The organism is Pantoea sp. MHSD4 (assembly GCF_021043305.1).
GTDB lineage: Bacteria > Pseudomonadota > Gammaproteobacteria > Enterobacterales > Enterobacteriaceae > Pantoea > Pantoea eucalypti.
In genome coordinates this window covers 345,111-368,166 of record NZ_JAJNDH010000001.1, presented here as the reverse complement: position 1 = coordinate 368,166, position 23,056 = coordinate 345,111, and the positions used below count along the sequence as shown (strand labels likewise).

The 23,056-nt window shown below is 58.8% G+C and carries 4 protein-coding genes; 3 read left to right on the top strand and 1 reads right to left on the bottom strand.

The genetic code is table 11. The features are described from left to right. Positions 1-88 precede the first annotated feature (88 nt). Positions 89-17,788 carry an Ig-like domain-containing protein gene (locus tag LQK91_RS01675; RefSeq protein ID WP_105098960.1) on the bottom strand — a complete coding sequence of 5,900 codons (17,700 nt, stop codon included), beginning with the start codon at positions 17,786-17,788 and terminating at the stop codon, positions 89-91. Positions 17,789-18,537: 749 nt separating this feature from the next. On the opposite strand from LQK91_RS01675, the gene LQK91_RS01670 reads away from it, so the two are divergent. Genes LQK91_RS01670 through rcsB form a run of 3 tightly spaced genes read left to right on the top strand, consistent with a single transcriptional unit; the run spans position 18,538 to position 23,021 of the window. After that, positions 18,538-19,692 (top strand): MFS transporter, encoded by a 1,155-nt coding sequence (locus tag LQK91_RS01670; protein WP_105098959.1) that lies wholly within the window; start codon positions 18,538-18,540, stop codon positions 19,690-19,692. A gap of 19 nt (positions 19,693-19,711) precedes the next feature. After that, positions 19,712-22,369, top strand: coding sequence for a phosphotransferase RcsD (rcsD, locus tag LQK91_RS01665; RefSeq protein WP_105098958.1), 2,658 nt, complete (start codon positions 19,712-19,714; stop codon positions 22,367-22,369). A 1-nt stretch (position 22,370) separates the two neighbouring features. Continuing rightward, the gene (rcsB, locus tag LQK91_RS01660) at positions 22,371-23,021 is read left to right on the top strand and encodes a response regulator transcription factor RcsB (RefSeq protein ID WP_003854204.1); all 651 of its coding nucleotides are present in this window, start codon (positions 22,371-22,373) and stop codon (positions 23,019-23,021) included. Positions 23,022-23,056: the final 35 nt, after the last annotated feature.

Below are 23,056 nucleotides of genomic sequence, written 5' to 3'. Positions count from 1 at the left end.
TCTGGAAAATAAATTATCACGTGACTAAATAAAAAAGCGGGTGCTTTCGCACCCGCTTCTCCGATCAGCCTGACCGACGTTATTATTGCTACACCACATGAACCTGCAGATTCTGCTGCACCAGCACATCACCCAGGGTGTTCTCACTGGTCAGCGCCGAGTTGTGGTAGATCTCAAAGACTCTGCCCTCTACCGTGCGCTCGCCAGTCACTTCCCAGATACCGCCGTTGCTGTTCGCCAGGGTGACCTGACTGCCATCCGCGCCTTTGATGATCAAATCGTCACTCTGTTTGTCCGTAATATTGAGTGCCTCATTGAGATCGAGTTTCACGGAGTTGGTGCCGGTTTTACCCAAATCGAGCACTTCAATGTGTTCAACTTTCAGGCCCAGCGCGGTGAGGTCCAGACTGAGGTACTCACCGTTAAGCACAAGTGTATCCGTGCCTGCGCCGCCATCAATATGGGTAAAGTTAAGGTCACTGACCGTCACGGTATCCGCGCCGCTGCTGCCGGTAACCGACGCCCCTTCTGCCGTCGTGCCATCAGCCAGCGTAATCACTACGCCGCCGATGGTATAGCCCGCCTCCTCTGCCGGTGCCGCTGCCACCGCGGTGTCACTCGCTGTGGCGGTTTCACTGCTGACCGGCGTTACGGTATCCGCTTCGGTAATCAGCGTCGAGGTCACTGCGACATGGGCGCTGTTATCGTCGCTGCTGGTGCTCGTATTGTGCTGCGTTTCCGTGCTGGCACTGGCGACCGTGGCGCTGTCATCCGCTATTGAGAACAGCGCAAGCGACTCGGATGCCGCCAGCGTGACCGGCAGCACAGCACCCAGCAACAGCGTGTTTGTGGTGGTGTAACTGTTACCGGCTGCGTCGGTAATCGAAACTTTTGCCAGCGTACTCAGCGACAGCAGCAGGCCACCCACTGACAGCAGTGACGGTGAGAAGTTAACCGCATAACGCCCCAGCGCATCGGTTGTGGTGTTCAGCGTCGGACCGTTGTTGCCGTTGGCCAGAAGCAAAGTTACGCTGACTTTTGAGCCCTGCGCGGCATTCAGCGATCCGCCCTGCACCACCAGACCGCTGAGCAGAGAACCCACAATGCTGAGTACAGGATCAACACCCACCAGCGGCTGATTATGCGACAACGCGGTAAAGCTGCTGGTACTGGTCGCGGTGTTGCCACCAATATCCGCCACCGTCACGGTCAGCGGATGGCTGCCGTCCGGAATGCCTTTCAGCGTCGCTGATGGCACGCTGATGCTCCATGCGCCGTTCGCACCGATGGTGGTGGTGAGGATGTTGCCCGCCACGTTCACCGTTACCGTGCCACCCGCCGCGTTAGTGCTGGTTCCTCTGATGGTCTCAGGGGCATTGGCCTCTGAGATGTTGAGGTAGCCATCGCCACCAAAGAAGCTGTTCACGCTGACCGTCGGCGTGGTGTGACTCACCACACCCAGCGACGCCGAAGTGGAACCACTGGTACCTGCACCGTTGATGACGCTGGCGGTGACAGTCTGTAGTCCATCTGCAATGGCGGCGAGGTTAGCTGCCGGAACAGAGAGACTCCAGTTGCCATTGCTGCTCACGGTAGTGCTGTATGTCTGCCCACCCAGCGTCACCCGCACCACCGATCCCTCAGCATTGCTGGCGGTACCTGAGATAGTCTGTGCGGTTTTTACATCCACCGCGCTCAACGCACCGTCTCCAAACAGTGAGGTAATGGCGACCACTGGCGTCGACTGGCTGATGGCGTTCAGCGTTCCACTGCTGTTCACCACATTTCCGTAGGCATCGGTGCCAGTGACCGTCACGGTTTTAATGCCGTCAGTGATCAAGGCAAGGTCCGCTTTTGGCACGCTGATGCTCCAGTTGCCGCCACTCACTACTTTGGTGGTATAGGTCTGGCCATTCAGTGTGGCGCTGACGACAGAACCCGCTGAAAGGCTGGAGGTCCCGCTCAGGGTCTGGCTGGAAGCCAGATCCAGGGCGCTCAGCACACCGTCGCCAAACACCGTATTCACTGTCAGGGTTGGCTGGACCAGTCCCAGGGAGACGCCCGCGCTGGTGCTGCTGACGTTACCGACCGTGTCGGTGACCGACGCACTGACGGTGAAGTTACCGTTAAGCAGCGTCGAGAGCACCGCTGGCGAGATGGCAGTAGAGAACGTACCGTCGGCGTTGACCTGCGCGGTGACGTTGGTACTGCCAATCGCCAGCCTGACGCTGCTGCCCGCCGCCAGCCCGGAGACGGTGCCGCTGATAGTCTGCGTGACCAGCGATTCCGCCAGGTTAAGCACGCCGTCACCAAACAGCGGATTGAGCGTCACTTTCGGCAGATTGTGAATACCCACCAGCGCCCCGGCAGTGGTGCTGGTGGTGTTACCGGCGCTGTCGGTGACACTGAATCCGACCGTCAGGTTACCATCGGCAATCCCCTGCAGCAGCGCAGGCGTCAGCGAGACGGTAAAGTTGCCATTCGCATCCGTTGCCGTCACAAACTGCTGTGCGCCCACCGACACCACCACACGCGACCCGGTTTCCGCACCGCCCACGACGCCGCTGATGATCTGCGTCGACAGCGCATCTGCCACGTTCAGCAGACCGTCGCCGAACAGCGGATTCACCGTGATGGTCGGCAGCAGCGTATCGACGCGGACACCGGCGCTGGTGCTGGCGGTATTGCCCGCTGCATCCGTGACCGAAGCCCCTACCGTCACGTTGCCCTGTGCCAGCGTGCCCAGAATATCCGGCGTTACCGTGGTGCTGAAGGCGCCGCCCGCACCCACGGTAGCGCTGAGCTGGCTGTTGCCCACCGAGAGTGTGACCACACTGCCCTGCGCAACGTTATTTACCACGCCGCTGATCACCTGTCCGGTGGCGATATCGGCCAGATTCAGTACCCCATCACCAAACAGTGACGTCAGCGAAATGGACGGTGTCTGGGTAAAGATACCAATTGAGGCGCTGTTAGAGGCAACGTTACCCACGGCATCCCTGACACTGACGCCCAGCGTCAGATTGCCATCCAGCAGTGAAGTCAGATCGCTGCCCGGCAGGTTAACGCTCCACCTTCCGCCCGCCTGCACCGTTGTACTGTACGTCTTGCTGCCAAAGGTCACAGTCACCTGTGAACCTGCAGCTGCGTTGCTGATGACGCCACCGACCAGCTGTCCGGCTGCGGCTTCTGCAATGTTCAGCAGGTTATCGCCGCCAAACAAGCCGGTGAGCGGACCAACGACCGGCACCGCATCGACAATCGCCGTAGCGGTTTCACCCACCGTGCGGGTGTTGCCTGCGGCATCCGTCAGGGTGACGTCAATATCCAGCTGACCATCCGTGAGCAGACCCAGTACCGACGGTGGCACCACGATAGCCCATTTACCATCCTGACCCACTGAGGCAGAGAGCGTGGTCCCGCCCAGCACCACGGAAACTGTGGCACCGACGCCCGCGGAGAGTGCGGTCCCGGAGATCGTCTGCGCGACGGTGGTATCCAGCGCACTGAGCGTGCCGTCGCCGAACACCGAATCAACCACCAGCGTCAGCGCACTGTTGACCACTTTATTGACCGTTAGCGTGGCGTCGGTCTGGTTGCCTGCAAGGTCATTGACCCGCACGCCAAACACCAGCGCGCCGTCATTGAGGCTCGACAGGACGTTCGGCGCAAGATCGATGCTCCAGCGTCCGTCAGCCCCCACCGTCGCGGTGGCGATCGGCGAGGCATCACCCAGGTAGAGGCTGATGGTCTGGCCTTCGGCTCCCTGCGCGCTACCGGTCAGCACCTGACCGAGCACCAGGTCTGCGGCGTTGACCACGTTGTCGCCGAGGAATGCGTCCACCAGTACCAGTGGCGCGGCGGTATCGACCGTCACTGTCTGGGTAGCCGTCCCCACGTTGCCGGCGGCATCCGTCAGCTGCGCGGTGATTGGCGTGGTGCCATCGGTAAGTGCCTGCATTGCGCTGGCAGGAACGGTAGCAGACCAGGTGCCGTTGGTTTGCACCACCGCGTTGTAGGTCTGGCCATTGAAGGTCACAAGGACCGTGCGGCCAGCCTCAGCGATATCGGCGGTGCCGGTAATCGCCTGGCTTAAGGTGCTTTCATTGCCATTAACCTGGTTATCACCCGCAAAGGTATTGATCGACAGGGTTGGTGCAGTCAGATCGATCAGCACGTTACCGCTGGTCGTCACCGGTGTTGTGCCATCTGTGGCCGTCACGGTGATGCCGACGCTGCCGTCCGCATTGCCAAAGGCGGTGACGGGCAAGGCCCCGGTCGACCAGTTGCCCGACGCATCCAGCGTGGTGGTGTAGGGAACACCATTGATCACCACCTCCACTGACCCGTTCGCGCCGAGGTTAGCCGAAGTACCACTTACCGCTACCCCACCCGCCACATCCTGGGTGCTGATAATGTTGTCGCCCGAGACTGTGTCCAGCGTTACCAGCGGGCCTGGTGGTGGCGTCAGATCGACGGTCAGCGAGACAGGCACGGTTGCGGTATTGCCAGCCAGATCGGTCACTGCCAGCGTCAGCGTGGTCGATGGCGTAAAGGTGGCCATCTGCTCTGGCGTCAGCGTCACGCTCCAGTTGCCGTTACCGTCAACAATTGCGGTGCCAAGGATGGTGGTATTCAGCGAAACCGTGACGACAGAACCGGTTTCTGCGCCGGTCGTGGTGCCGCTGAGTATCTGCGGCTGAATGCTCTCGGCGTAGTTAACGACGTTGTCGCCAGTGAAGTCGGTAAAGCTAAGCACCGGCGGGGTTTTGTCGAGCACCAGCGAACTGGTAATGGTGGTGCTGTTGCCCGCTGCATCGGTTGCTGTCACGCTGACCGGATAGGTGGCATCCGGCAGTGCTGAAAGCTGCGCCTGAGTCAGGGGCACCGTCCAGTTGCCATTCGCATCCACTGTTGCGGTATAGGTCGTGCCGTCAAGCGTGAGCCCCACCGTCTGATTCGCGCCCACCTCACCGGTGGTGCCGCTCAGGGTAATGCCCGCGGCAACATCGCTACTGTTTACATAGCTGCCGAGGAATTCCGGATTGACTGCAGGCTGTGGCGCGGTGAGATCAGCGGTGAATGGCAGTTGCGCTGATGCGCTATTGCCCGCTGCATCCACCACGTTGACCGTCAGCGTCTGCGGCCCGCTACCCAGTGAACTCAGGGCATCCGGCGGAATATCCACGGTCCAGTTACCGTCGCCATCCACTGAGCCAGAATAGCGACTGCCGTTAATATCGACGGTGATGCTGACCGCCTGATTCGCCCCCACACTGCCGGTGGTGCCGGTCAGGGTCACGCCTGCCGCCGCTTCACTGATGTTCAGCAGATTATCTCCGCCAAATGCACCAGGGTTAAAGCCGGGTACCGGCACGGCCACTTCGGTGACCACATTCAGCGCCGTGTTATCGCTGTTACCCGCGATGTCGGTTGCGGTCACGGTAATAGTGTGAGTGCCGCTGGTGAACGTGGCCAGCTGCGCTGGCGACAGGGCCAGAGACCAGCTGCCGTCGGTCTGCACCGTTGCAGCCAGCGGCTGATCATTATTGAAGCCGGAGATCAGGACCGATACAGTCTGACCGGCACCGCTAATGCCGGTGGTACCCGTCAGGATCTGTTCCGTTCCCGCCTCGGCAGCGTTCAGCGCACCGTCACCAAACGGCAGATTCAGGCTGACATCCGGCAGCGAGTTAATCGCCACCAGCACCGTACCGCCGAAGCTTCCGGTGTTGCCGTTCACATCGGTGACGGTCACCGTCACCGGCCAGTTGCCATCCGGCAGTGACTGCAATACAGCAGGTGGCAGGTCCAGTGACCAGCGGGAACCATCCTGACTGAGCGTTGCGGAATAAACAGTCCCATTGAGCGTGACGGTGACCCCCGCTGCGTTATCAACATTCACCGCACCGGTAAGCGATCCCCCTGCGGCCGCCTCTGCGGCGTTAATCCGCCCATCAATAAAGGGTGTATCCAGCGAGGGGTCAGCAATCGGTGTAATCGCAGAGATAAATGTTTTGGTCGCCTCGGTCGTGTTTCCTGCCCGATCCGTGGTTGTGAGGGTCAGGGTATGTTCCCCGCTCCCCAGGCTGGCGATCACCTCTGGCGTCAGGCTGGCCGTCCAGTTGCCACTGGCATCGACCGTGACGGATAACGGGATAGCGTCATCACCTGCCGTGACGCTCAGCGTCTGACCCGCCACGACGGTGGAGGTGCCGGTAACCTGCTGAACCGAGGCGGCTTCACTGATATTAATGACGTTGTCGCCGAACTGCGTAACAGCAAAGTCAGCGGAAACCGGTGGGGTTTGCAGGATCTCAACGCCTGCAGTGGCCTGCGCCGGATTTCCGGCAGCATCAACAGCAGTGACCACCACCTGTGTCAGTCCATCGTCAAGGCCTGTGAGCGCACCCGATGCCAGGTTCAGCGTCCAGCTGCCGCTGGCATCCGTGGTGGTGCTGAACGTCAGCCCGCCGACAGCGATGTTTACTACACTGCCTTCCGGCAGGTTGGTACTGTCACCACTCAGCGTTATCGGGCCTTCGGTTTCTGCCAGACTGAGCAGCGAATCGCCAAACGGTCTGTTCAGGGTCAGCGCTGGCAGGGTGTTAAACGCCACATCCAGTGAGGTGGTGGTGTCCGTGGTGATATTGCCCGCCGCGTCAGTGACAGAAACGGTGACCGCATTGGGGCCATCCGCCAGTTGTTGCACGTCGGCCGTCGGAACAGTAATTGTCCAGTTTCCGTCGGCATCTGCCGTGGCGGTGTAGCTGACATTATTCAGCGTTACCGTCACAGGTATTGCGCCCGTGGTGGTGCCGCTAATGGTGAGATTCTGCAGCGACTCCGACAGGTTAAGGGTGTCGCCCGCGCTGACCGTGATATCCGTCAGCACAGGACGTGTGGTAATAAAATCAACCTCCTTCGTGGCGATTGCCGGATTACCCGCGACATCCGTTGCGCTGACGGTAAAGGTCTGGCTGCTGCCTGGCGCCACATCGGCAAAGGCCGCGGACGGCACATTCACCGTCCAGTTGCCGTTTGCATCAAGCAGAGTCGTCGTCGTGTAATCCGTGCCGCTCAGTGACACCGTTACGACAGTACCCGCTGCCAGCAGCGTGCTGCTGCCGCTGACCGCAACCTCTGCAGTGAACTCGGTGGCATTGATCACATCATCGCCGGCGACCACGTTCATGGTCAGCGTCGGCTGAACCTGCGCGCTGGCCAGCACAACCAGACTGCCACTGGCACTGGCCGGGTTACCAGAGGCATCGGTTGCCACCACCTGCACCAGTTGATCGCCATCCGGCAGATTACCCAGCGCGGCGGCCGGAACGGTTACCGCCCAGCTGCCATTCGCGGTCACCGTGCCGCTGTACTGCAGGCCGTTCAGCGTCACCGCCACCAGCTGGCCCTCAGCCAGATTGGTGCTGGTGCCGCCGATGCTCAGATCCTGCTGCGACTCGGCCTGGTTAAGGAAATTATCCTCACTGAGCGTCCCGAGGGTCAGGGTCGGCAGATTCAGACTGTCAGCATCGCGCGTCAGTGTGGTCTGAACCGCAACCGCCGGGTTGCCCGCTGCATCGGTCATTGAGACAACAACCGGGTAGGTGTTGTCCGCCAGCCCCTGCACAACGCTGGCAGGCAGCGTCACCTGCCAGGTGCCGTCAGAGAGCACCAGAGTGGTGTAATCGACATTCTGGAAACTGACCGTCACTGTCTGCCCGGCATCCGCCACCGTTGCCGACCCACTGATGGCGACCGCTTCCAGTACCTCCAGGGAATTGATGATGTTATCGCCGCCGATGGGGTTGACGCTCAATACCGGCGGTGTGAGATCAACGGTGACGGCGCTGGTCAGCAGACCGCTGTTACCGGCCGCATCGCTGGCATTGACCACCAGGGTATTGATCCCCTCGTCCAGCGTCTGCACCTGCGCAGGTGTTAAATTCAGCGTCCAGTTGCCCTGCGCATCCACCGTGGCCGGGTAATCATTCCCGCCTAGCGTCACGGTGACGGTCTGGCCGTCGCCCGGCACACCGGTGCTGCCGGTCAGTGTCTGGCCGACACCCTGTTCCGCCAGATTCAGATAACCATCACCAAACGGGGTGTTTATGCTGACCGACAATGCCCCGGTTGCCACGGTGATTTCACGCGTTTCCGTGACCGGGTTACCCGCCGCATCACTGACTGTCACAGTCAGGATGTAGGCGCCGGCCTGAATACCGGCCAGCGAACCGGCAGGCAGTGTCAGGCTCCAGTCGCCCTCCTGGGTAACGGTAGTCGTCCAGAGCTGATTGTTCAGGGTAATCGTGACCTGCTGCCCGGCTTCAGCATTGCTGCTGCCGCTGAGGACAATCGGAGCGAGGCTTTCGGCGATATTAACGCTGTTATCGCCCGCAACGGCGTTCAGGGTCAGCGTCGGTGGCGTCAGATCCACCGTTACGCTGCCCGGTGTGCTGCCGGTGTTACCCGCCGCATCCTGCACCGTGACGGTATAGCTAATAACATCTTCTGGCAGGTCAGCCAGCGCCGTAGCAGGCACGTTGATCTGCCAGTTGCCGTTGCTGTCGACCGTACCGTTATACGTGACGCCATTCAGCTGCACGCTGACGCGCTGTCCGTCACCTGTTACACCTGTGGTGCCGCTCAGGGTTTGTGCTGTGGCGATCTCGCTGCTGTTGAGCACTCCATCGCCAAAGGCAGAGAGGATTTGTGGTGCCGGCAGAGTGGTCGCCAGTACCGTAAGCGTCGCCTCACTGCTCAGGGTCGACCCGCCGCTGTCTGTCGCGGTGACGGTCACGGTGTAAGGCCCATCGGCGAGCGCCGTGAGTGCCTCAGCCGGCACGATCGCACTCCAGCGGCCAGTGGCCGAGACCTGCGCGGTATAGCTGATGTTGTTAAACAGCAGCGTCACCGTACTGCCCTCAGGCACATTCACCGAGGTGCCGGTCACGATCAGCGACTGACCCAGCTCCTGTGCATTCAGGTAGTTGTCCTGGCTGATGGCGTCCATCGCCAGGCCAGAGGCGTTGCTGTTCACGTCAAAGTTGAGATCACGGCTAGTGGTATTGCCTGCCACATCGCTGACCGCCACAGTGAAACTGGCGCTACCGTCATTAATGGCCGCCAGCGCACCGGCTGGCACGGTCAGGCTCCACGCGCCGCTCGCCTGCACGGTGGCGCTGTAAACCGTCCCCTCAATGTTCACAGTGACCAGCTGGCCCGCTTCAACATTGGTGGTGGTGCCCGAGAGACGCTGATCGGTGAGGCGTTCCGCGCCATCAACCACGTTGTTACCGGCAAACGCATCCAGCGTCAGGGTTGGCAGTGTGCCGGGTTCCACTTTCAGCGCCAGGTCACGGCTGGTGGTGGTGGCATTGCCTGCCGCATCGCTGGCGGTCACGGTCAGTGGATAGCTACCGTTGCCCAGCCCGGTGTAAACCGTGGCAGGCAATGCCAGCGACCAGCTGCCATTAACGTCAGCGGTGGTGCTCAGCGTGGTGCCGTTGAAGCTGGCCACAATCAGCGCGTTTGCTTCGCTGCTGCCGGTCAGCGTGAGCGGCTGCTGACTTTCGGCAGCATTGATAATGCCATCGGATGGCGTGATGAAGTTCAGCACCGGAGGCACGGTATCCACCACAATGTTGCCATTCGCCTGGCTGGTGTTGCCTGCTACATCACTGACAACCACGGTGTAAGGCGCATTGCCCTGTGGCAGCGCAGCCAGAATATCGGCCGGAACCGCGACCTGCCAGTTGCCCGTGGCATCCACCGTACCGCTGTAGTTACTGCCGCCCAGCGTCACAACGACCGTCTGGCCGTCACCGGTTACGCCGGTGCTGCCGATGATCACGCCACCTGCCGAGGCTTCCTCACCGTTGAGAATGCCATCATTAAATGCCACACCGGGAGTGGCCACTGGCAATGCGCTGGCGACAACCGTCAGCGTGGCGTCACTGGTCGCAAGCTCTGTTCCGTTAGCGTCGCTGGCGGTGACCGTGATGATTTGCGGGCCATCTGCAGTGCCGGTAAAGGTGCCAGCCGGTAAGGTGAGGCTCCAGCTTCCCTCTGCCGCCACGGTGACACTGACCGGCGTCCCATTAGCCACGACGGTGACAATGCTGCCGTCCGGCAGACCACTGGTGCTGCCGCTCACGACGATGGCGCCATTCACTTCCTGTGCATTGAGGTAGTTGTCGTCGCTAATCGGTGCCAGCGCAATCGACGGCAGGGTGTTGTCCACGCTGAAGTTAAGCGGGCTGCTGGCCGTATTACCCACGACGTTAATCACACTGACGTTCAGTGTCTGATTACCCTCCCCCAATTCAGCCAGTGCACCTGCAGGCAGAATGATACTCCAGTTGCCACTGGCCGCGACCACGCCACTGTATTCGGTGCCATTCAGAGAGATGATGACCTGCTGGCCCGCTTCAACATTGCTGCTGCTGCCGCGGACCGTAATCGGCTGTAGCTGCTCTGCCGCCGTCACGATGCCATCACCGGCAAAGGTGCTGCTATCTATGGTCAGCGCAGGCTGTATCTCCGGCGAGGTAGCCACATTCAGATCAATCACCTGGCTGCTCTGATTACCGTTCGCACTGGTTTCCGTCACCGTTACCAGATTACTGCCTGACGGCAGTGCTGCTAGCGCTTCAGAGGCGATCTGCAGCGTCCACTGTCCATTTACGCCAACCGTGGTGCTGTAAATCTGGTCATTAAGCTGGACCGTGACAATATCGCCATTCTGACCGCTGCCACTGACGACCAGCGGCTCCGCCAGTTCACCTGTGTTCAGCGCATTGTCGCCGCTGATCGGTGCGACCACCAGCGGAGGCGGCGTTGTGGCAACTGTCAGCGCACTGTTCTGGCTGTTGCTGTTCCCCGCCTCGTCGGTGACGGTGATCACCACGGGATAGCTGATGCCGTTAGTCAGACCGGCCAGTGCCGCTGGCGGCACAGCCAGCGTCCAGTTTCCGCCCGCCTCAACGGTGCCTGTGTAGGTGACGCCATTCAGCGTGACACTCACGCTGTCGCCTTCAGTGCCTGCACCGCTGAAACTGAAGCCGTTGGCCTGTTCTGCAATGTTCAGCACGCCATCGCCAGCAGGCGTATCAAAGCTGAAGTCGGGTGGCGTGGTATCCACGGTAACCGGGAATGGCGTGGTGGCGACGTTGCCGCTCAGAGTCGTGACAGTCACGTTAAGATCGTAACGACCCTCTGGCAGCAGTTGCAGACTGGCAGCAGGCACGGTAGCCGTCCAGCTGCCGTCGGCGGCAACTACTGCCTCATAGGTCTGGTTATTCAGTACAAGGCTGACGCTGCCGCCGGGCGCAACGGTGCCGCTCAGGTTCAAATCCGTGGTCGTTTCAGTTGCATTGATAATGCCATCGATGGCAATCGGATTAACGGTCAGCGCGGGTAAGCCGGTATCAACAATCAGCGGTTCACTGATGCTGGTGCTGTTACCTGCCACATCGCTTACCGTCACGGTAAGCGGATTACTGCCCTGCGGCAGTGCCTGTAGCGCATCTGGCGGCAGCGTGACGCGCCATTCACCATTTGCTGCGACCGTTGCCGGATAACTTATGCCGCCCAGGGTCACGCTGACGGCCTGGCCTGGCTGGACTGAGCCGGTCAGCGTCTGCGCCACGCTGGCTTCATCCGTGTTGAGAATGCCGTCAGTGAGAGGCGTATTGATTTCCGGGTCTGCCAGCGGCGTAGTCGCCACCAGCAGCGGCTGATTGATCTGCACATCACCCGAAGAGACGGTAACCGTGGTGTTACCCTGCGGCAGATTTGCCAGGTCAGCAGCGGGCACCGTCAGGGTCCAGCTGCCGTTTATATCGGTTGTGGTGGTGTAAACCGTGCCGTTGGGTTCCAGCGTCACGCTGATCGGACTGTTAGCCGGCAGGTTTGCCGAACCGCCACTTACAGTGAGATCGCTCTGTGCTTCCAGCCCATTCAGCGCATTGTCACCACTGATCGGGGTCACCGACAGCGACGGTTCGGGTAAGATAACCACGCTGAATTGCCCTTCAGCAGGCAGCGCCGGGTTACCGGCCTGATCAGTAATCGCTACGGTAAAGGTTTTTTCACCTAAACCGCCCAGCGATCCGGCGGGCAGCGTCACACTCCAGCGACCGTTCGCCAGTACCTCACCGTCGTAAGACTGCCCGTTAATGGTCAATAATACCGGCGAGCCGGCCGGTACGCCGGTGACATTGCCGGTGACCAGAATGTCGCTGAGCTGTTCCGCGCTATCGACCTGGTTGTCGCTGGTCACGGAATCAATGGTCAGTGCGGGTGACGTGGCCGCCAGCACGGTAACGCTGGTCAACTGCGTGGTGGTGTTGCCATACGCATCGCTGATGGCAACGTTGATCGGATAGATCTCATCGCCCAGCTGGCTGACAATCGCGGCGGGAACCGTTACGCTCCACGCGCCGTTGGTATCCACGGTGGCGGTGTAGGTTTCATTATTGAACGTTACCGTGACCGTATCGCCCTGCGCACCGCCACGCCCGTCGAGAGTGAGATCCTGGGTGTGCTCAGCGATATTGATATAACCATCGCTGCCCGGCGTGGAGACTTCCAGCAGCGGCGGCGTGGTGGCGAAAATCAAGGGACTGCCGGTTTGTGTGGTGTTGCCATCGGCGTCCGTCGCCACCACCGTTACGGTCTGGGTGCCATTCGGCACATTCGCCAGATCAGAGGCAGGAATATTGACGCTCCAGTTGCCACCCTGCGCCACCACGGCGCTGTAAGTCACGTTATTCAGCGTGACGCGAATGATGTCGCCTTCGTCGCCAGTGCCGCTGACGATCAATGGCTGCTGCGCATCGCTGTTGTTGATCGCGCCATCATTAGTGAGATCGTTGATCGTCAGAGCCGGTACGGACGTGGCGACCCGCAAAGACGTATCCTGCGAGCTGCTGTTACCGGCCGGATCGGTCACCGTAACCGTTACCGGATAAGTCTGATTGGTCAGCGGGCCCAGATCGGCAACCGGAACGGAAGCACTCCAGGTTCCGTTTTCATCAACAACGGCGTTATAGGTCTTGCCGTTTAACCCCACCGTTACGGTGTCGCCCGTGGTGCCGGTGCCGCTGATCAGCAGCGGCTGAGTCAGTTCGTTGTTGGTCAGAACCCCATCACCGCCCGGTGCGGTCACGGCCGCAACCGGAAGTTGTGTGTTGACTAACAGCGGTTGCGTCTGGGTGGCGATGTTCCCGCTGGCGTCGGTCAGCGTGACGGTCAGCGTATAGCTGCTGCCATCAGACAATGCCTGCAATGCTGCTGGCGGCAAATCAACCGTCCAGTTGCCCTGCTCATCGACTGTGGCGCTGTAACTCTGGTTGTTCAGCGAAACAGAAACCCGCTCGCCCGGCAGTGCACCTGAACCACTGACCGGCACACCCGCCGTCACTTCACTGCTGTTGAGAATGCCATCGCCACCTGCGACCTCAGCCACAATCAGCGTCGGTGGCAGCGTGTCGACGCTGAAATTCACCGTCTGGTCCGCGCGGTTGCCCGCCTCGTCAATGGCGGTAATGATCAGGCTGTTAGCGCCCTGCGCCAGTAAAGCGAGATCGCTGGCAGGCACTGGCAGGCTCCAGCTGCCGTCGGCATTGACAGTGGTACTGTAAGTTTTGCCGTTAAGTTCCACTTCCACCTGCTGGCCCGCGACGGCCTTGCCGGTGCTGCCGCCGATCAGCAGATCGCTACCCGCTTCCGTCCGGTTGAGAATACCATCGGTGATCGCACTCTCGTTCAGCGTGATTTGCGGCAGCGTAGAGGCGACCACATTCAGCGGAGCGGAGGCGGTCAGCAGCGTATTGCTGGCATCGACGGTCGTCACTGAAATCTGTTTAACACCGTCGGTGATATCGGTGAGTGCACTTGCCGGAACGGTGACGCTCCAGACGCCATTGCTGCTCACCACTGCGCTGTAATTACCGCCGTTAAAATTAAGCTGCACCGTCTGGCCTGGATTAACACCCACCGCCGAACCGCTGATGATCAGATCGCTGCTCAGCTCCTGCAAATTGAGGAAGCCATCCGCGCTGACCGGTTCATTGATTGAGACGATGCCAGGTTCGCCTGCTGCTGGCGCGACGTTAATGTCACGGGTGTCAGTGGCCACAGCACCGGCTACCGTCGTGACGCTAACCGCAATGGCGGTGCTGCCCGCTGCCAGTGCGCTGAGCGCTGCAGACGGGATCTGTGTACTCCAGCTGCCATCAGGATTGACCGTGGCACTGTAATTCTGACCGCCCAGGGTGATGGTGACCGTCTGGCCCGCCTCCACATTGCTGGTGGTGCCGGAGAGCGTCTGATCCAGGGCTTTTTCGCTGTTATCCACCAGATCGTCACCGGCGAACAGGGCAATAGCCACTGTCGGCGTTTCCGGTTGCGCCGGGGTATCCACCACAATCGCCCGATCTTCGCTGGCGATTATGCCCGCCTGACTGGAAACCGTGGCCGCGATAGTTGCACTCCCCGCCGCCAGTGCTGCCAGTGCGCTGGCTGGGACATTCAGGCTCCAGCTGCCATCCGCGCCGACCGTGGCGCTGTAAGTCTGGTCGCCCAGCGTGACTGTGACGATTTGACCCGGCTCGACATTGGTACTGCTGCCGCTCAGCAACTGGTCGCTGGTTTTCTCATCGTTGCTCAGGACGTCATCACCGGCGAACTGATTGATGATGAGGGTGGGCTGGCCCGGCTCAGTCACCGGTGGCTCGACGGTGATCGCCAGCGTGTCGCTAACGCTGGTGCCCGCTGCGTTGCTGACCGTCACCACCAGCGAGGCAGATCCTGCGGCCTGCGCACCGAGTGCATCGGCCGGAATCGCGATATTCCAGCTGCCGTCAGGATTGACCGTGCCGCTGTAGCGCTCTCCGCCCAGGGTTACGGTCACAATCTGGCCCGCTTCGATGTTGGTGGTGCTGCCTGAGACCGCCTGAGCCTCCAGCTTCTCATCGTTGCTCAGGATGTTGTCTTCAGCGAAGGCATTGACGGTTAACGTTGGGGCATTCGGTGAAGTGCCCGCTGACGCCACCAGGAAGTCACGGGTTTCACTGACGGCTGCGCCGAGCGTATCGGTGACTGTAGCGTTCAGGGTCGTGCTACCGGCGGCCAGCGCCGCCAGCGAACTGGCCGGGATCGAGACGCTCCAGTTGCCATCCGCGCCAACCGTGGCGGTAAAGGTCTCACCATTCAGGGTGATAGTGACCTGCTGGCCCTCAGCAATATTGGTGGTGGTGCCGCTCAGCAGCTGATCGGTGGCTTTCTCGCTGTTGCTGAGGATATCGTCACCGGCAAAGGCGTTGATGGTTACGGTGGCTTCACCCGGCTGCGTCGCCGGGGCTTCGACGGTGATCGACTCCGAAGTTGTCGCGGTGTCGCCCGCCGCATTGCTGACCGAGGCGGTCAGGGTAGTGGTGCCTGCTGCCAGTGCGTTCAGCGCGGCGGATGGCACGGTGACGCTCCAGCTGCCGTCACCCTGCACGCTGGCGCTGTAGGTCTGACCACCGAGGGTCACGGTGACGATCTGTCCGGCTTCAACGTTGGTGACCGTGCCGCTGACAGGCTGATCGGACGCTTTCTCGGCGTTGCTCAGGTCGTTATCGCCGGCAAATTCATTCAGGGTCAGCGCCGGCACGCCAGGCTCAGTCACCGGTGCCTCAACCGAGATATCGCGGGTTTCGCCTGCGCTCACACCATCGACGTTGCTGACGGTGGCGCTGATGACATTGGATCCCGCAGGCAGGTTGCCCAGCGCACCAGCCGGAACAGTCACGCTCCAGTTACCACTGCCATCCACGATGCCAGCGTAAGTCTGGCCACCAAAGGTGATCGTGACCGTCTGGCCCGCTTCGACGTTGGTGGTGGTGCCAGAAAGCGTCTGGGCGGTCCCTTTTTCGTCGTTGCTGAGGATGTCATCCCCGGCAAATTCATTGATGGTAACGGTCGGTTCGCCCGGTTGCGTCACCGGCGCTTCCACGCTGATGGGCAGGCTGCTGGTCACGGTGTTACCGGCCGTATTGCTGACCGAAACCGTCAGTGTCGTTTCACCTGCCGCCAGTGCGCTCAGGGCCGCTGAGGGTAGCGTGATGCTCCAGTTGCCCTGCGCATCTACGCTGCCGCTGTACGTCTGACCGCCCAGCGTGACCGTCACAACCTGACCCGGTTCGATATTGCTGGTGCTGCCGGTCACCGTCTGATCGGTGGTTTTCTCTGCGTTGCTCAGCTGGTTGTCACCGGTAAATTCATCCACCGTGACCGCAGGCGGACCCGTAACGACAGGCGTATCGACGCTGATCGCGCGGTTTTCACTGGCTTCAATGCCAGCCTGATTAGTGACGACCGCAGAAATCGCAAGTGAACCGGCATTGAGCGCATTCAGCGCCGCAGGTGAGAGCGTGACGTTCCAGTTGCCCTGCGCATCCACGACTGCGCTGAAGGTCTGATTGCCCAGCGTGATGGTGACAACCTGACCCGCTTCCACATTGCTGGTGGAGCCGCTCAGCAGCTGATCGGTGGCTTTCTCGCTGTTGCTGAGGACATCATCACCGGCAAACTGATTGATGGTGATAACCGGCGTTCCCGGCTCGGTCAGGGGCGGCTCGACGTTAAAGGTCAGGCTGCCACTGGCGGCGGTGCCTGCCTGGTTAGTGACGGTTGCTGTGAGGGTGGCGTTGCCGGTGGCCAGCGCGCTCAGCGCATCCACAGGCACAGTAATACTCCAGCTTCCGTCCGCGGCTACGCTACTGCTGTAGCTCTGGCCGCCCAGTGTCACGGTGACCACCTGCCCGGCTTCAACGTTACTGGTGCTGCCGGACAGCGTTTGTGGCGTTGTTTTTTCGCTGTTATCCAGCAGGTTGTCGCCGGCAAAGGGATTCAGACTGATAACCGGTGTCGCGGGTGTACCGGGATCGGCGGCAGCGACGGTAACCGGCAGGCTGCCCGTAGCGCCTGTGCCCACCGCGTTACTGACGCTGACGTCGATGGTGGTGGTGCCTGCGGGAAGTCCCGCCAGCGCGGCGGCAGGGATCGTAACGCTCCAGCTGCCATCCGTGCCGACTGTGGTGTTGTAGGTCTGTCCGCCCAGCGTAACCGTGACAATCTGACCGGCTTCGACATTGCTGGTCGTGCCGCTCAGCACCTGATCGGTCGTTTTTTCCGCATTATCCAGCACATTATCGCCAGCGAAGGCATTCAGGGTGATGGCAGGTGTCCCGGGTGTGACCGGTGTTCCCGGATCGGTGCCACCGGCGTTGCCGCCGCCGTTACCTCCACCCCCTCCGCCACCGCCGCCGATGCCCACTGCCAGTCCGGCTAAACCGAGCACACCCAGACCGCCTGCGGTGATGACGCCCATTGACGTATTGGCGTTATCCGCCAGCAGCAGCGGCTCTACGCTGTCGAGTGATTCATAGGTCGGTGTGATCGAACGGGAAGCGAGTTCAGCCCCTTCTGCGGTCTGCGGGAAAAGTGCATGTTCCGGTGGATTGACGCCATCATCGAACACCAGTTCGCTGTGCTGACCATCGGCGTCATCAAGAAAGAATTTTTGGTAGCGTACTGTGCTGCCGTCACGCATTTTCAGCACCAGATCGTTACCCTGGCGCTCAAACTGCGTCACCATGTCTCGCGTGCCGCTGATACGTACAACGCTGGGTTCGGTGAGGTTAATGGACTGTGATGAACCGCCAGTGGTCTGTGAGAGGAGTGTACCGTTTTCGCGCGAGATGATATCTACACGGCTCTGTGTGAGTTCTGCCATTTATAACCTCTGTTACACCAGATTAGCTAATATACTGAATCCTTAAACATAAATTTATTTTATGCTTAACGTCTTCACGCATCATTTCACCTTCTGAGATGAAGAAGGTGTCTTAACCTGGCGCAGGTAAAAATGGCGAAACTAAGCCGCGTCACTAACGCACATAAAATAGGCACGCAGCGGTATTATTATTAGTTTTTGAGTGTTTTAAGCTGTACAGACTTTTACACAACGTAAAGGTTGTGACTGATTAACTTTTAGCGTAACCATGTTAAAAATCAATTTCAATGTACAGATTTGGTTATGATTAAATCGTTATTACATTAGACATAATCGAAAATTTGTTGTCAGGTAATGCGCTTTGTCTTTGTTTTTTCATGTCAATTTATTGCTGACTGTTTCCATAAATGATGCGCTGAGGCTTAAAACCACTGCGTCATTAACGTGAGGGCAATGACAGGAATTTTTTTAATTGTGTGATTCAGTCAGCATTTATAGGTGGTCCTGTTCTGCGTTTTTAACAGCAAGCCCTTGAAAAAAGGCAGGGAAATTTGAGTTAAGTACTCCCGGGTGAGCGGTGGTCATACCAGGAAAGTTCTGGAAAAAATTTGCGATGCAACAAAAGTCGGTAAACTGCCGGTTTTGCCATTTATGCGATGTGACTGCACCACTTTTGACAAGAGGCGCAACGGCCACTGACTCGCGGCCAGTGCTACACTTTTCCGCTTTAACATTGATGAATCCGACCTATGACCGCACTGGACGCTTCACAACAACATAAACATCAAAGCCGCCTTAACTGGGGTACACGCACTATCTTTTTAATTAATGGCTTAGGGATGTCAGCCTGGGCTCCGCTGGTGCCGTTTGCCCGGGATCGTCTGCAGCTCAGTGGCGCGTCCCTGGGCGCCTTGCTGCTCTGTCTGGGTATTGGTTCGCTGGCGGCGATGCCGGTGACCGGCACGCTGGTGGCGCGTTTTGGCTGCCGTCGCGTGATGTGCGTCTCCACCCTGTTAGTACTGATGATGATGCCGCTGCTGGCGACAGCAGACTCTCATCTGGTGATGGCGGCTGCGCTAATGCTTTTTGGTGCCGGGCTGGGCATGCTGGATGTGGCGATGAATTATCAGGCGGTTCAGGTTGAGCAGGCTGCAGATAAACCGATGATGTCGGGCTTTCATGGTTTCTTCAGTCTTGGTGGTATTCTGGGCGCAGGAACCGTCAGCCTGTTGCTGAGCCGGGATTTCACTCCACTGACCGCTACGCTGGTGGTAATGGCAATAATGCTCTTGCTGCTGCTGTGGCGATTGCCGGTCCTGATGAATGCGCGTCTGCATCAGCCCGATCAGCCCTGGCTGGTGATCCCACGTGGCTGGGTTGCGTTCCTTGGCCTGCTCTGCTTTATCCTTTTCCTGGCGGAAGGGGCCGTACTGGACTGGGGCGCGCTGCTGCTGCTGCAGAACCCGGCGATGTCACCCGCCTATGCCGGACTCGGCTATGCCGTCTTTTCCTTCGCGATGACGCTGGGCCGTTTTAGTGGCGACAAGATCATCCAGCGTTTTGGCCGCTATCCTGTGATGCTCTCCGGCGCCCTGACCGCCGCAGCGGGTATGTGTCTGGCCGTCTGGCTGCCGTGGCCGGAGATCGCTCTGCTGGCTTTCCTGCTGGTCGGCTTTGGTTTATCCAATACGGTGCCGATGTTGTTCAATGCTGCCGGGAATCAACAGGATATGCCTGCGAACCTGGCGATTTCTGCCATGACAACGCTGGGATATGCGGGTATTCTCTCAGGTCCGGCTTTAATCGGATTCATTTCGCAATGGATCAGCCTCAGCGGCGCATTTTTACTGATCGCCCTGTTGCTGTTAGCGGTAGCCGCCAGTGCGCGAAAAGTTGCGCGATAATTCAGGTACCTGACACGCTATGTTGTATAAGTTTCCACTGACCTCCGGCAATGTCACCCGCTTTTTTGTGGTTTTCAATCTGGTGCTGCTGCTGGCGCTGGGCTTTATGGTGCATAACTCGGTCAATGCCTGGCTGACCGGGAAACGCTATGCCATGGACGATCTGGCGCGTGACGTACAGAAACGTATTGATGCCTATCGCTTTGCCACCTGGCAGATATATGAAAACCTCTCAACCAGCGCAGCCGGTGCGCCACCTGGCAGTAACCTGCAGGAGACGCGGCTGCGTCCTGATGTCTATTATCTGGAAAAAACCCGGCGTAAAACGGAAGCACTGATTTTCGGCTCACATGACAGCAGTACGCTGGATATGACCATGCGGATGTCGAACTATCTCGACACGCTGTGGGGCGCGGAAAATCCCACGTGGTCGATGTACTTTTTAAATGGTCAGGACAACAGCCTGATTATGATTTCGACCCTGCCACTGAAAGATATGGCAACGCGCTATAAAGAGAGCGCCATCAGTTCAATGGTGGATAGCCGTCGCGCTGAGATGCTGCAGCAGGCCAATGCGCTGGATGAACGCGAGAGCTTCTCGCCACTGCGCCACCTCGCCTTCCAGAACGATCACTATTTCACGCTGCGCACCACTTTTAACCAGCCGGGCCATCTGGCCACTGTTGTCGCCTTTGATCTGCCGGTTAACGATATTGTTCCGCAGAACATGCCGCTGGAAAACTTCCAGCTGCGTCAGGACACCTCAATGCCTGCCAGCAGCAGTGAACAGCAGGATGTGGAAAATACCCGTGTCTCACTGGTTAATCCCAATATTGAGATTGCGGCCACCCTGCCAAGTACGCCGTTGCAGCTGGTTTATCAGGTGCCGATTACTCGCCTGATTATCGACAGCCTGCATAATCTGCTCTGGCCGCTCCTGATCAACCTGCTGCTGTTCCTGCTCTCGCTGGCGGGGATCGTGCTGCTGCGTCAGCAGTCACTGCGTCCCAGCGAAAACCAGAGCGCTGAACTCGATTCACTGCGGGTGCTGAATGAAGAGATTGTGGCCAGCCTTCCGGTCGGTCTGCTGGTGTATGACTTTGCCAGCAACCGTACTCTGCTGAGCAATAAGATTGCTGAACATCTTTTGCCTCACCTCAATCTGCAGAAGATCATTAATATGTCCGACCAGCATCAGGGCGTGCTGCAGGCCACCATCAACAACGAAGTGTATGAGATCCGTCACGCCCGCAGCGTGCTGTCGCCGCATACGCAGCTGTTTATGATGCGTGATCAGGATCGCGAACTGCTGGTGAACAAGAAATTGCAGAAAGCGCAGCAGGTGCTGGATCGCAATCATCAGATGCGCCAGCAGCTGCTGCATAATCTGGGCCATGCGCTGAATCAGCCACTGGAAAAAATGGTGGCGCAGCTGGTGCAGCTCAGCCAGCGTGATGCCGATGAAACCGTACTGGACCTGCTCGACGAGAGCCAGGGACTGGCGCGACTGGTAGATGATATCGTGCTGCTGAACCGGCTTGAAGCACACGACTGGTCACCGGATGCGACCGTCTTCAACCTGCAGGAACTGCTGGATGAGATTTCGCTGGAAAGCCTGCCGTTGATGCGCCGCAAAGGGCTGTCGCTGGTGGTGAATAATCATCTGGCGAATGACGAGACGCGCTTTGGCGACCGTCGCGCCCTGCGCAAAGTCCTGACTACGTTGATGTACTATGCCCTGACCACGACCCGCTGGGGGAAAATTACCCTGGAAGTTAAGGCTGCGGAGAAGCAGGCCGACAGAGTGATCATCGAACTGGTGGATACCGGTGCGGGCCTGACGGTGGATGAACTGGCGAATGTCGACTTCCCGTTCCTGGGGGATACCAGCCAGGATCGTTACGGACAGGCCTCCGGCATGGCGTTCTTCCTGTGTAAGCAGCTCTGCAAGCAGATGGGTGGCAGTCTCGATATCGTGGCAAAAGCGGATATCGGCACGCGCTATAACATGCAACTGCCGCTGGTGCTGGAAGAGAAGCGTGAGGAAGAAGAGGAAAAAATTCTGGATGGCGTGACCGCGCTGGTGGAGATCACCGTGGAGGACGTACATAAAATCGTCTGCCGTCATCTGGAGAACTGGGGAGCGCGTTGTCTGACACCTGATGAGCGCATTTCCGGTCAGGATCACGATGTCATGGTGACCGACGATCCCTCGAAGCTTAGCGGCTGGGCACTGCTGCTGGCGGAAGATGAATTGGGTCATCATGCACTGAACGACCAGCAGTATCGGGTCAATTTCAATCTCAGTAATGCGATGCTGGATGCATTGCTGGCCCTGATTGAGAAACAACTGTCGCATGATGTGATGGATAACGACATGGAAGACGACGCGGCCACGCCATTAATGAGCGGCGGCTATTTCCAGCTGTTTACGGAGACAGTACCGGTTGATGTGAAGAGACTGTATACTGAGTCGGCGGAAAAGGACTACGCCTCGCTTGCTCAGACAGCGCATCGCCTAAAGGGCGTGTTTGCCATGCTCAATCTGACTCCCGGCAAACAGCTTTGTGAAGAGTTAGAACACCACATTAAAGCGTGTGACGATTCAAACATTACAAATACCACCAGTGATATTGACGCTTACGTCAATCAACTGCTGCAGCAAGGTAACCAATAAGATGAATAACTTAAACGTAATTATTGCCGATGACCATCCAATTGTCCTTTTCGGTATCCGAAAGTCTCTGGAACAAATTGAATGGGTCAACGTTGTAGGTGAGTTCGAAGACTCAACAGCACTGATCAATAATCTGTCCAAGCTTGATGCCAACGTCCTGATCACCGACCTCTCTATGCCAGGTGAGAAGTATGGCGATGGTATTACGCTGATTAAATATATTAAACGCCACTACCCGGATCTCTCGATTATTGTTCTGACCATGAACAATAACCCGGCGATTCTGAGTTCAGTCCTTGATCTCGATATCGAAGGGATTGTCCTGAAACAGGGCGCGCCTACCGATTTACCAAAAGCATTGGCTGCACTGCAGAAAGGCAAGAAATACACGCCAGAAAGCGTTGCGAAACTGCTGGAGAAGATCAGCGCGGGTGGTTATGGCGACAAGCGCCTGTCACCGAAAGAGAGTGAAGTGCTGCGTCTGTTTGCAGAAGGTTTCCTGGTAACCGAAATCGCCAAGAAACTGAACCGCAGTATCAAAACCATCAGTAGCCAGAAGAAATCAGCGATGATGAAACTGGGCGTGGATAACGATATCGCACTGCTGAACTACCTGTCCTCTGTCAGTCAGAGTCAGGTCGAAAGAGACTAAGTTCCTCCTGAAGCGGTGCAGCTGCACCGCTTCGC